Annotated in this window: 6 protein-coding genes; 5 read left to right on the top strand and 1 reads right to left on the bottom strand. The window is 50.3% G+C overall.

Features of this window, described 5'->3' with window-relative positions:
• Window positions 1-12: 12 nt before the first annotated feature.
• From OJ965_RS13335 to OJ965_RS13315, 5 genes are all read left to right on the top strand, one after another.
• The gene (locus OJ965_RS13335; protein ID WP_058956606.1) at window positions 13-1,170 is read left to right on the top strand and encodes a transporter substrate-binding domain-containing protein; all 1,158 of its coding nucleotides are present in this window, start codon (window positions 13-15) and stop codon (window positions 1,168-1,170) included.
• Window positions 1,167-1,775, top strand: coding sequence for an ANTAR domain-containing response regulator (locus tag OJ965_RS13330; RefSeq protein WP_154928091.1), 609 nt, complete (start codon window positions 1,167-1,169; stop codon window positions 1,773-1,775). Before OJ965_RS13335 ends, OJ965_RS13330 begins: the two co-directional genes overlap by 4 nt.
• Before the next feature lie 953 nt (window positions 1,776-2,728).
• Window positions 2,729-5,038, top strand: coding sequence for a tellurite resistance TerB family protein (locus tag OJ965_RS13325; protein WP_265136274.1), 2,310 nt, complete (start codon window positions 2,729-2,731; stop codon window positions 5,036-5,038).
• A 3-nt stretch (window positions 5,039-5,041) separates the two neighbouring features.
• A complete protein-coding gene (locus tag OJ965_RS13320; protein ID WP_058956603.1) occupies window positions 5,042-6,358 on the top strand; it encodes an ATP-binding protein in 1,317 nt (438 codons plus the stop codon).
• Window positions 6,355-8,550 (top strand): DEAD/DEAH box helicase, encoded by a 2,196-nt coding sequence (locus OJ965_RS13315; protein WP_150030022.1) that lies wholly within the window; start codon window positions 6,355-6,357, stop codon window positions 8,548-8,550. Before OJ965_RS13320 ends, OJ965_RS13315 begins: the two co-directional genes overlap by 4 nt.
• 196 nt (window positions 8,551-8,746) lie before the next feature.
• Here OJ965_RS13315 and OJ965_RS13310 read toward each other — a convergent pair whose 3' ends face one another.
• Window positions 8,747-12,376 (bottom strand): DEAD/DEAH box helicase, encoded by a 3,630-nt coding sequence (locus OJ965_RS13310; RefSeq protein WP_338117910.1) that lies wholly within the window; start codon window positions 12,374-12,376, stop codon window positions 8,747-8,749.
• Between the last annotated feature and the right edge of the window lie 346 nt (window positions 12,377-12,722).

Here is a 12,722-nt window from a genome sequence, read left to right as displayed (position 1 = left end):
TCAGGAGCTATTATGACTGCCACACAGCCGCTGCCTAAACCCGTTATTCCGGTCGGTATTCTCTATTCAGTCTCAGGCGATTATGCGGTGATCGGGCGCGAGATGCTCAACGGCATCCTGCTGGCGATTGAGGAGATCAACGCCAATCCCGCCCATCCGTTTACCCTGGCGCCCGTCATCCGCGATCCGCAGGGGTCGCTGGATCTCTATTACGACTATTGTCACGACTTACTCTATCGCCACGGGGTACGTCATGTGATTGGCTGCTACACGTCTGCGGCGCGGAAGACCATTCTGCCACTAATCGAAGGTGCCAACGCGCTGCTGTGGCATTCCGCGCGCTATGAGGGGTTTGAGAGCAGCAATAGCGTGATTTACCTGGGGGCCAGTCCCAACCAGCATATCCTGCCGATGCTCAGCTGGCTGTTACAGCAGCAGGCAGCAGAGATCTATCACATTGGTTCTAACTATGTCTGGTCATGGGAGATGGATCGCCTGACCCGTGAAGCCGTCATCCCCGCGGGCGGCAGCGTATTGCAGAGTAAATTACTGCCGATGGGGGACGAAAACGTGGAGGCGTTAATCGCGGATATTATCGCCTGCCGCCCGAAAGTCCTCCTGAATACCATGGTCGGCAAAAGCGCCTACAGTTTCTATCGCGCCTGGCACCAGGCCTGCCAGCAGCAGCCGTGGCTAAACGAGGTGCTGAAGCTCAGCCTGACGCTGTGTGAACCGGAAGTGCAGTTAATTGGTGCAGAGGCGTTAGAGGGATATCTGGTTTCTGCCAGCTGGTTTCAGTCGATTGACAGCGCCGCCAACCACCGTTTTCTGAGCAGCTATCATCAGCGCTTTGGTGAGCAGGTTTCCCCGTCAGTGGACAGCGAGAGTGCCTGGCTCGCCGGACATTTGCTGGCGAGAGCCATTGCGCGCCACGGCAATGCAGATGTGGACGGTGTGCGTAATGCGGTATTGCAGGATGAGATGGATTCGCCCGCCGGACGGATCCGCCTCGACGCCGACAATAATCACTGCTGGCTGACGCCGCATCTGGCGCGATGCCACAACGGCAGGCTGGAGAGTTTCTGGCAGGCGGAAGCTGCGGTGAAACCCGATCCCTGGCTGGCCAGGGTGGATCTCGCGAGCCTCATGCCGCGCAGAGGTGACGAATGAGCCGAAAAAACGTACAGATGCGCGGATTAAAAGTGTGTGTGATCGGCTGTTCCGACCGTGATAACCACCATCTGACGCAGCAGTTCAGCCGCATAGGCATTGAGGGGCTGTTCTGTACGGTGTTTCCGGACGAGAGCCAGCTGGCTGACCAGCAGTTACTGGTGTTCGACGGGGATAACTCCAGCCTGTTTCACCCCACGAACCCGCTCCCCTGGCCTGCGCTGCCAAAGGTAGCGCTTACCGCCATTGAAACGCCCTCGCGCTTGCAATGGATCGCTGAACAGAAAATCGACAGCTATATGCGTAAACCGGTGCGCTTTGATGGTGTGATGACTGCTTTTACCCTGGCGCTCAATCATGCCGCCCACATCAGCCAGCTCGACGCGCAGCTTCGGCGGCAGGAGGAGCGACTTCGGGCGCGTAAGTTTCTCTTCTCCGCACAGCTGCGGGTGATGAACGCGCTGGGGCTGGATGAGGATGATGCCTACAGCCTGCTGCGCCGCGCCTCAATGGCGCAACACATGACCATTGAAAATCTCAGCTGTGCGCTGCTGAACGACACGGAGGCCTGGCTCAGCCGGCTGAAATCACTGCTGGTAGAATAGGGGTTTTTTTTGCGAGGGTGGAGGACAGGGGTATGGAGGTATTTCGGGCTGCGTTGTTACGGGAGAGAGCAGGAGGGTGTGCAATGAAAAATCCACGCGGTTGCGTGGATTTAAGGAGTCTGTCAGATTTCATGGGCTTGATAAAGCTCCATGAAAAAAACAGCTTTTAATCAAACGCTGAACGGTGACTCTCACTTCATTCTATTGATTTTTATAATTTTTTAATATTGTATTTTATGTGTGCTCATTATGGAGTTGGCTTAATTCCGGAAGAGAATTTCATAGGTATGACTCCAATTATCGGCACCATTCAAGCCCCTCTCATAATCTGCTCAGGTTCACTCAAACCCTCTTGTAGACTGCATCTTCCAGCTCTCGACTGTATTCTGACGTCTACTAATACGCCTCAAAATTACATGCATACAGGGTTACAGTGGAAGATATATGCTGTTCGGTCTTATGGAGATAACCAATCAGAGACATAAGGAACAGGAGGAAAAGCGTGCTCAAAAAGTTAACATCACCAGCGTATGAATTTGATACACAAACTTGCTGGGTGGTTTGTTCAGGTCACCGGAGCATGAAATGCCTTTTGCACGGTTCGCGGTAGGTGAGATCATTTCCCGTTAGCAGAGTCAGTTCTGACAGCAAATAGATAAGGATAATTGCCGCCAGTTCTGCATTCATGTAACAGCTAGTCGTATGTTTAAGCAGAACTAATTCAACTTCATTCTGATGAGAATGACCCACAAGCATTCACATGCCTTCAAAAATTCTGTTTGAAAATCATGCTTACGCATTAATTATTTTCATCTAGAACAATAAATTAATTTTGACTGCATTATGGCTTGAAGCCTTGCGATTTAGACGTATTATTTTGAGATTAATCCACTTGCCCAATCTTCATTGCCGCTTGTTAGTGTGCGTGAGGAATGATTTTAAGGTTATATCTCATGGAGTTATTGATATTTTTGGCGGCGATTTTTGTCATTTACTTGTTGTATTTTAGGAAGAAAAAAAGAAAGTCTCCAAAGCCTTATGCTTTAAGCTTCATGAAAGCACCACCAAAAGAATGGCTTACTGACATCAAGAAAAAAGAGGCGGTTGTGCGAAACGATAGTAGTGAAGACGATAACCTTGCAACTTTTACATTGAGCGGTGGCCGGGGTGTTGAAGTTCGGGTGACAACCAATCATTACCGGAACACCTCAAAGTCAGCAGGTGCACCAGCTCGATGGGTCCTTCCTGGTGAAATGATAACTGTAGCTGGTGTAACAATCACTGGTGGTCACATTTACGTGGGACAACGTATGAAGCCCTCCGGTCAGGATTCAGGCGGCTATTATGACGATGGAAGTGAGGCATCCTTAATTGATGACACATGTAAGATAAAACCTACTTCTTATCTTTACGAGGACAGTTCATTAGGATACTGGCCCAGTTTTTCCTCTCTTTCCCCAGAAGCACGCGGTGCGTATATCAGTTGGCTCGCCAGCGATAGGTCTGATCCATCGTGTCCTATCGGCTATGTTTTTATCTACCTCTACGGTCTGGAAAGAAAAGCGTTCGTAGATTCCACTAACTCAAAATTCCCTGATGCTGAGTTCCGTAATCTGTTCAATGAAGTCGCTCGGTTAAGATCGGTATTCATTGAGAATCGCTCATTCCGTGGATATTCGGCCCAATTACTCGAAGCCATGTCTATTCTGCGCCCGAACATGGGCTTAGCCACAGATCTCGATATTGAATCAGGTTTCAGTAATGGCATGCAATTTAAGCTAGCTCTGGCTAAAACTGTACATGAAGGCGTTCCTGTATCAGCTGAACTGGCGTTGGCTTGGGTGATAAACCATACCGAATATGCGCTGCGTACCCCTGCTCGCCGGTGTGCCAAAGAGTTTGCTGCGCTTTTCAAACGGCGTTACACCCTCAAATATGGTGAAGGGATGGTCGTTAAGGCGAATAAAACACGCCTGCGGTTAGATTACACACCTGCAAGCCCCAGTTTGCGAGGCGTTCGTCTTCCTGTTCCCGACTTACCTGACCCAAGTGCATTGAAGGGCCCGGTTCAGAAAATTATTGCCCTTGCCGACATATGTACAGATGAGCTCGATGCATATAGTCGCTATCTTGGCAGGAAAGGTACGTCAGTCAATGATACGGCTGCAATTATGTTGCTCCCTTCAGAGATCGTTAATGAAAGCGCAGAAAAAATATTAAGCTCATTCAAACGCTGGGCTGATGAGGCGATCCTCGTCAAGGAGGGGTTAGTCTCAGTTGCTGACTTTTGGGCACATATGAATGCCACTTGCCCCAATAAGATCAATAAAAAAGAGGCCGATTTGATGCAGGCCTTTGCTCTGAAGATGGGTTACGGTCTGGCACCTGACCCGTATTATCACCATGTGAAGGCCGATGTTGATGGGACACTTGTTCTATTCCCTGCCGCCGAAGCTGGACGCTTCTCACCTTCTCCTGAATTTATCTCAGCAGTAATGACGCTCAGATTAGGGGCGATGGTCGCCTTGATTGACGATTCTCTTGATCAAGCCGAGCAGAAAGTGCTTGAGAATGCTATCAACAACAATACTGGCTTCACCGATGATGAAAAACGCTCTCTACATGCGTATTTAACGTGGCAACTTCATACCCCAGCCAATATGACAGGAATGAAAAGCAGGATTGAGTTGATGGGGGCCGCGGAAAAAACTGCTGTGGGTAAAGTTATCGTTAGTGTTGCCTGTTCGGATGGGACAATAGCGCCTTCCGAAATCAAACAGCTTGAGAAAATTTATTCAAGTTTGGGGCTGGATCCCTCATCTGTCTCGAGCAATATCCATCAGCATTCAGCAACTGAACATGACCTTGTCTCGTCTGTACCAACTGATCAGCCAGCAGCAGGGTTCACACTGGATGCTAATGTACTTGCCCGCCACGAATCTGCCACGGATGATGTTCGTAAATTGCTGAAGACAATTTTCACCGACGAAGAACCGGAAGAGCCAGAAAGCGCTCCAGTTTCATTAGCGGAGGCGGTGGGCCTTGATTCCGCACATAGTCAGCTTTATCGCAGTTTGCTGGAGAAAGAACAGTGGTCCCGAAAAGAGGCGACAGAATTGTGCGGAAATTTGAATCTGATGCTCGGCGGTGCACTTGAGGTGATCAATGACTGGTCCTATGCGGTGGTTGATGCTCCGGTGCTGGACGATGCCGATGATGATATCTGGGTTGACCTGGAAATTGCCAAAGAATTAGAGGGATAGTGAATGTCTGTAACACGTATAAGAGTGAAAGAACGCGACGCTATTATTCAGTCACTTAAGTCAGGTGTAACGCCAAGGATAGGTATTCAGCATATCCAGGTTGGCCGTGTGAATGAGATCACCGCTCTCCATCAGGATATTGAGAGGATTGCTGACGGTGGTGCAAGCTTCAGACTTATCATCGGTGAATATGGTTCCGGTAAAACATTCTTTCTGAGTGTTGTGCGCTCTATTGCGTTAGAGAAGAAGCTGGTGTCAGTCAGTGCTGACCTTTCTCCTGACAGACGTATTCACTCATCGGGAGGTCAGGCTCGTAACCTCTATTCAGAGCTTATGAAAAACATGTCCACCAGAAACAAGCCGGATGGTAATGCGTTACTTAGCGTTGTTGAAAGGTTCGTTACGGAGGCAAGGAAGGAAGCTGACACGGACGGCTCCGAGGTTTCATCAGTTATTCATAAACGCCTGGCAGCTCTGTCAGATATGGTGGGTGGATATGACTTTGCGAAGGTCATTGATGCATTCTGGCGCGGGCATGAACAGGATAACGAAACGCTAAAATCCAATGCTATTCGCTGGTTGCGGGGAGAGTACACCACCAAAACTGATGCCCGTAACGATCTCGACGTTCGGACTATTATCTCAGACGCATCATTCTATGATTCTTTGAAGCTGATGAGCCTTTTTGTCCGCCAGGCAGGCTATGCCGGTCTTTTGGTCAGCCTCGACGAAATGGTGAACCTCTTTAAGCTGAATAATACGCAAGCAAGAACAGCGAACTACGAACAGATTTTGCGGATCCTGAATGACTGCCTGCAAGGCTCAGCCGAGAACATTGGTTTTATCCTCGGGGGTACGCCAGAGTTTCTTTTCGATCCGCGTAAAGGTCTTTACAGCTATGAGGCGCTCCAGTCGCGTCTGGCGGAAAACCGGTTCGCGCAAAAAGCAGGAGTGATCGACTACTCATCCCCCACTTTGCATCTTGCCAGCCTCACCCCTGAGGAACTGTATATTTTGCTGAGAAATCTCCGTCATGTTTATGCAGGTGGAGATCCAGAGAATTATCTGGTACCAGATGAGGCACTGACTGGATTCCTGCGTCACTGTAGTAAAACCATTGGAGACGCTTACTTCCGTACCCCCCGTAATACCATAAAAGGTTTCCTGGACATGCTTGCCGTGCTGGAACAAAACAGAACGATGAACTGGCAAACACTAATCGAGGGTGTAGCGATTGAAGAGGACCGGCCCAGCGATATGGATGACGCCACTACGGAGGAAAGCGATGACGACGACGGACTGGCGAACTTCAAACTATGAGCAGTGCCTACGATAGCCTCGATCCCCGCGTCCGTAAGTGGGTTTACAAGCAGGGGTGGTCTACATTAAGGCCCTTGCAGGAGAGTTCTATCCCGGCAATTTTAGCCCGTGATCGAGACGTGCTAATCAGTGCAGGTACAGCAGCGGGTAAAACAGAGGCTTTCTTTCTTCCTGCCTGTTCGGCAGTTGCAGATCTCACGAATGGATTTGGCATCGTCTATATCAGTCCGTTGAAGGCATTGATTAACGATCAATACCGTCGTCTTGAGAGCCTTGGAGATGCATTGGAAATGCCAGTGACTCCCTGGCACGGGGACGTACCACAAAGCAAAAAGAAGAAGGCTCGGACAAACCCTGCTGGCATTTTACTGATTACACCTGAGTCACTTGAGTCTTTGCTCATAAATTCAATGGGCTGGCTCAAACAGGCTTTTTCTTCAGTCGCATACATCGTTATTGATGAGTTTCATGCTTTTATTGGCTCAGAGCGTGGTGTACAGCTGCTTTCTCTGCTCAATAGAATTGACCATGTGCTAGATCGCCAGGTAAATCCAATTCCCCGCGTTGCGTTGAGTGCCACGCTGGGAGAACTGGAGAAAGTGCCCGAAATGTTGCGCCCTGACAAACGACTCCCCTGCGTAACTGTTACAGATAGTAATAGCACGGCCACTCTTCAGGTACAGGTCAAAGGGTACCTGGAACGAGTGCTCCAAAAAGAGGAAGAACTTCAGAGTTCAGCTGAACATGAGGTTTGCGCTGACATTTTTAGACTTTGCCGTGGCGATTCTCATTTGGTCTTTGCAAACAGCCGAAAGCGCACTGAAAGCATTGCGGCAACGCTGAGCGACATGTGTGAGGAACAAATTGTTCCGAATGAATTTTTCCCGCACCATGGTTCCCTTGCCAGGGAATTACGTGAGGCGCTTGAATCTCGTCTTCAGAAAGGAAATTTGCCCACAACAGCTGTTTGTACAATGACGCTCGAGTTGGGCATTGATATCGGTAAGGTTAAGTCAGTTATCCAAGTTACGCCTCCGCATTCTGTTTCCAGTCTGCGTCAGCGTATGGGACGTTCTGGGCGACGCGATTCCCCATCAGTGCTAAGAATGCTAATTACAGAAAATGAGCTCACTGTGACTAGCAGTATCGTTGACCACCTACGGCTGCAGTTGGTCCAGTCGATGGCAATGATCAGATTGATGATCTCTGAACAATGGTTTGAACCTGCCGATTCCCGGCAGATGCATTACTCTACGCTGCTACACCAGATTCTTGCAATTACCGCACAATGGGGTGGAGTTCGTGCCGACCAGCTCTGGTCACAACTATGCCAGACAGGGCCGTTCAGAAATGTAGATTTAAACGATTTCAAAAGCCTGCTTAAACATATGGGAGCATGTGGCCTACTCACTCAACTTGCTAGCGGCGAAATGGTTGTTGGGGCAGAGGGGGAGATACTGACTAACCATTACACTTTTTATGCCGTGTTCAATACACCAGAAGAGTTCCGCATTGTCACCGGAAACAGAACCCTTGGAACAGTGCCTGTGGACTCCCCACTGCTACCAGACCAACACATCATCTTCGGTGGGCGGCGCTGGAAAGTGACAGAGATCGAGACAGAGAAAAAAGTTATCTATGTAGAGGCGACCAAAGGCGGCCAGCCACCACAATTTAGTGGGGGAGGAATGTCTGTTCATGACACCGTTCGTCAGGAAATGCTTGCTATCTATAGGGAGGGTGATTACCGCATAGCAATAGGTAGCAAGAAAGTAGATTATGCCGATACGGCCGCCAGAAACCTATTTGCGGAAGGCTGTAGTAACTTTCAGCGCTATAACCTAAAAAATGAGTATTTTATTACGAGTGGGCAACACTGTTACGTAATTCCCTGGATGGGGGATAAAGTTGTCAATACGGTCACAGCCTTGCTCGTACGTTGTGGTTTTAAAGCTAATTCATTTGCTGGAGTTATAGAAATTGATGGCTCAAGTGTCGCTTATGTTCAACAGGCACTTAAAGGTATGCTGCTGTCAGGCTTGCCTTCAGCGTTTGATCTTGCTGTAAATGTTCCAGAAAAGTACTTAGATAAATATGACGAATATTTACCAGAGTCTCTGCTTGCGAAAGGATTTGGGGAAAAAGCGTATGATATTGAAGGCACTCGTATTTGGTTGAGTCTGCACCTTTAGTAAACTGGCTATGTAATAGGGGGTGCAGTTCCTGGTAGATTGAGGTGACATGCTCCCCGTTGATTAATCGCCTTTGGCTAAAATAATCTACTCTAAAAACTCCAGCTTCTGCCACATGACGGCCGGTCTCTTACTGAGGTAAATTGAAGACTATTAGCGAGGAGGCCCTCAACAATGAGGGCCTCCTCGGAGATTGTCAGGATGATTGCGCCAATTGCCGATGCAGGACCTGCAGACTAGTTCCCGCTCCAGCCCATGCAGTAGCCGAGCCGACCACATACAAGTTTTGCTTGGCGCGTGAGACGGCTACATTGATTATATTTGGCGGGCTTGCCGCCCACTGACGCGCCCTTTGCTGACTCGCTTTCGGCGCACCCAGCAACAGGATGACCGTGTCCGCTTCTCGACCCTGGAACGTGTGGATCGTGCCTATACGATCAGGGCACCACTCATCCAACTTCACGCCGAACGCCCGCAGCAGATTAGTTTCACTTTCGAGACGCCGACGCATGTTCTGCTCTACGATCTTGAATGGTGTAATGATAAATACGTCCGGATTTGTAATGCCCGATGCTGCCAGTTCTTTGAGCATTCGTACAACCGCTTCGCCCTCGTCGGGGCACCACTTTGTCTCAGCATTGCCATTGATATCCACCCAGCGAGATCTTCCTAATGCCGAGCCAATAGATCCTGGTCTTTTAGGCCCGACAGCATGGACCATCTGCCCGGCATAGGCGATGGAGTTAGAAACATCGAACATGGGGTTCTGGCAACGCCTGTGAACGAGCAGTGGCAGGCCGACTTCTCGATCACCTACATCCATGACAAAGGTGGATTTGAAGCGCGATGCCTGATCAGCAAGTGTCTGTGTAGATGCTGCGGGGGCAGACCATTCGTTCTGGTCAATGTCAAAGAACTTGCAGATTTCGGCGTTCAGCTTTTCAGGAAGTGAAACTACAGGTGGGATTTGCAACGGGTCACCTACCACGATGGAGCGCTTTGCCCGCATGATAGCTCCCACTGCTGCCTGAGGAACGGCCTGGCCCGCTTCATCTATCAGAAGCCAGCCTATGCTCTCTGGTGGCAGATCCCCGAACATCGTACGAACAGAGGCGAATGTCGTGGACACGGTCGGCACGACCATGAAAAGGCTCGACCAAAGGTCGGGGAGAAGTTCACGGTGAGCAGAAGACTGAAAGGCACCAGCTACCATGCCCGACATCAATAGCCCAAGATTGTGTTGCAAGCGGCTGGCCGAAGCATCGATGAACGTTTTATGCACAGTCAGGGCAGCGGCGAAAAGATCCTCCCGTAGGCGATGAACCTCATCGGGAAGCCATGGCGCAGTCAGGTGGATCGCCTCGTGATCACGCTCGAAGAATCTCTCATCAACGACCCTGTCTCCCATGCGGTTTCGTGCCTGTTCCTCGGTCGCCTTCAATTTCGAAACAGCCTGATATTTTCTGGAAATTTCCTGGTCGAGTTGCTGTAACTGGGCCTCAGTATTGCTCCATTTAGTCCTTGCAAGCTCCAGGGCTCCGTCTGTCTCCTGCGCCCGTAAGACTGATTGCTGCAAGGTCGCCGAGAGCTTCTGAAGAGTTGATCTCCACGACTTCCAAGCCGCAGTCGCGAACAAGCGGGAGAAGAAACCTGGACGGCAAGCAAGATGACTGTCGAGCATGATCTTGTCCTGCTCGATCTGCGATTTTGTCTTCTCATGCTCTCGTTGGCAGGATTCAGCAATCTGGTGTGCCTCTTCAACGGCTTCATTCAGACTCGGCCGACGCTGTTCAACCCTTTGAAGTTCGGTGGTCGCTTCCTTGAGCGCCAGGATATCCCGTCGCATCTCTTCGATACTGGCGATTTCGGCCTCTACCGTCTCCTTAAGTTTAAGGAAAACGGTTCGCGCTTTCCGCCAGGCCGCTAAAGCGTCCGCTTCGTTGGTGCTGGGCCGCTCATTGACAACCACGCTGGGCATCACACGATCAATGATTTCGCCAGTTCGTTCGTCCTTGATCTCACGCATGACATTTATGCCGCGAGCTGCTTTCAGGTAGGTAAGGAAACCACCGTCTTCATTCCACCAGAAACCTTGCTGGAACGCGCCTCGGTTGCTGCTTTTGCCGAGAGCAGCGGCGATCAGCCCCCAGGTTTCGACAGGGTCGGAGGGGATGTCCCCCTCGGCCTCGGCTTCGAAATAGCCTACGCGTTTGGGGTTCGCAATCAGGTCGCTGATGGACCGAAAATAGGCGATCTGTTCATGGCGACCATTGGCCTCCTTGAGAGGAAGCTCTTTACTGACGTTCTCGACCGCTTTGTTATTGGAGGACGCTACAACAATCTCATGGCCCCTCAAGGATGCATGTAGCTTGTAGAAGTGCAGGAAGGCATTGGAGCCGAATGCCAGCTTCTCGCCTGAGGTGGAAAATGCATCCTGCGGTTTGTTGAAGCCGCACATCGCCGTGGCCCGATCGAGAATGCACCCAACGACAATATCCCGCAGAAGAGTGGTCTTTCCGGTACCCGGTGGTCCGTTGACACCGATGATGCCTGAAGCATTATTCAGCTCAGCACGCGCCGCATTCACGGCAGCCTGCTGAAGCAATACCAATGGATGGCCGCCTTTCGAAGGCCAACGAGCCTGCGGCATGAGCGACGGTGCGACGAAAGGCTCAACTGCGGAAATGGGCGATAGCACGTCGATTTTCTGGTCAGGCCTGCCAATTCCCATGTAGCGGTGCAAACCGGTTCCGGCTTTGCCCGTCTCGAGCAATTTGGTTGCTTCACCGAGATCTTCAAGATAGAAGGAATTGAGTAACGAAGGTTCAGGCGGCGCTTTGGCCTTGAAATGATGAAACACCTTAATCGCGAATGTGGGTGGCTCAACCAAATGCTCGGGTACACCGAACTGAGACACAAGCCATCTATAAGCGTTAAGAACGACATCCAAATCGAGCGGTATGGGTTCTCCATCTTCGTTGTGGCGGCGAACTCTTCGATCCAGATGCTCAATAATGCGTGGCTCAACATTCGGCCAATTCCCTAAGCTCCCAAGCTTCAGATCGAGAGCCGGCTTGAGTGCCCAGGCAAAACTGGAAACAGCAACGCCCTTGTCCTCAAGCACATAGCCTTCTTTGTCGATCAGGATCGAACCGATGGCCGCTTTCTTACCGTCCGGGCGTGAACGCTCCTCATCCTCGCCAAAAACCTTGACCAGCTCGTCCGTCGCCTTATCGAGAGCGATGGAGCCGAGGACGACCTCGAAATAAAGCTTATAACTGGGCTTGCTGCGGGCGTTTGGTCCCCATGGAACACCTCGCTCCAATAGAGCAACCTTGGAGCGGTCGCCGGTTGCCATATCCTCTGGGCGTTTATAACTTTGAGGCGACAGTGCTTCGAGGGCTGTCCATGCTGCCAGTATTGCTCGCGCATCATTCGCCTTATCTGACGGAGAGAATGAGGGGAGTGGACCTGGATCGATTTGGTCTTTGTCGTATTGCTGTCGCATGGCAGCGTCTGGGATAGTCTTTGGTTGCAGTTGCTCTACATCTGCAGTCGCATTGTGGGGCATAGCTTGAAAAGATTGTGTGGGCGTCGAATCGGGATGACGTGTTGATGGGCTGGAAGCCGACGTGGCGACCACACTGCGGTCGTTAATTACAATTAGAGCTTGCTCGATTTTAGACGTCAGCGTCCGCGCCCTGGCAGTGTTGCGAAAGGTCAGTTCGCTCAACAGCTGTTCAAGTTCACGAACATTGTTGCGGGACTGTTCGAAGATTGCTTCCAGATCGAAGATAGATTTTTGCGCATACTGCCGTGTATTCATTTCTTTCTGCGGCTCCATATCCCTTCAGTTAAGAGATATTATGCTAATTAGCTTGATTTCTAAAACTATTAACTTTCGCTCATGACGTAGATCCAGATTTCGGTGGCATGCTCAACTGGCTGCTTACGTGAGAAGACGCACTCTGTGCAAATCAATATAATGCAGCTTGTTGGTATGACTTGATGGTTGAGGGATAGCCAAAGGCTATTACCTGTGAACGTGAGGTACAGTAATAAGTTTTTGGCATCTAGATAGATTTTTATTCGCGTGTCTATGAGCACATTGACTTCGTCTCTACGCATTAATGATATGCGACGTATTGCCCAGGCCCCCATACTTTTTGATC

It is taken from the genome of Pantoea anthophila, from assembly GCF_026104315.1.
Taxonomy (GTDB): Bacteria; Pseudomonadota; Gammaproteobacteria; order Enterobacterales; family Enterobacteriaceae; genus Pantoea; species Pantoea anthophila.
Note: the sequence above shows the minus strand (reverse complement) of the source record. Positions and strands in the feature narration are given on the sequence as shown.

Excerpts from the sequence above, each read along its gene's own strand:
- OJ965_RS13310 (WP_338117910.1), bottom strand. The coding sequence starts at position 12,376 with ATGAATACACGGCAGTATGCGCAAAAATCTATCTTCGATCTGGAAGCA.
- OJ965_RS13330 (WP_154928091.1), top strand. The coding sequence starts at position 1,167 with ATGAGCCGAAAAAACGTACAGATGCGCGGATTAAAAGTGTGTGTGATC.
- OJ965_RS13325 (WP_265136274.1), top strand. The coding sequence starts at position 2,729 with ATGGAGTTATTGATATTTTTGGCGGCGATTTTTGTCATTTACTTGTTG.
- OJ965_RS13320 (WP_058956603.1), top strand. The coding sequence starts at position 5,042 with ATGTCTGTAACACGTATAAGAGTGAAAGAACGCGACGCTATTATTCAG.
- OJ965_RS13315 (WP_150030022.1), top strand. The coding sequence starts at position 6,355 with ATGAGCAGTGCCTACGATAGCCTCGATCCCCGCGTCCGTAAGTGGGTT.
- OJ965_RS13335 (WP_058956606.1), top strand. The coding sequence starts at position 13 with ATGACTGCCACACAGCCGCTGCCTAAACCCGTTATTCCGGTCGGTATT.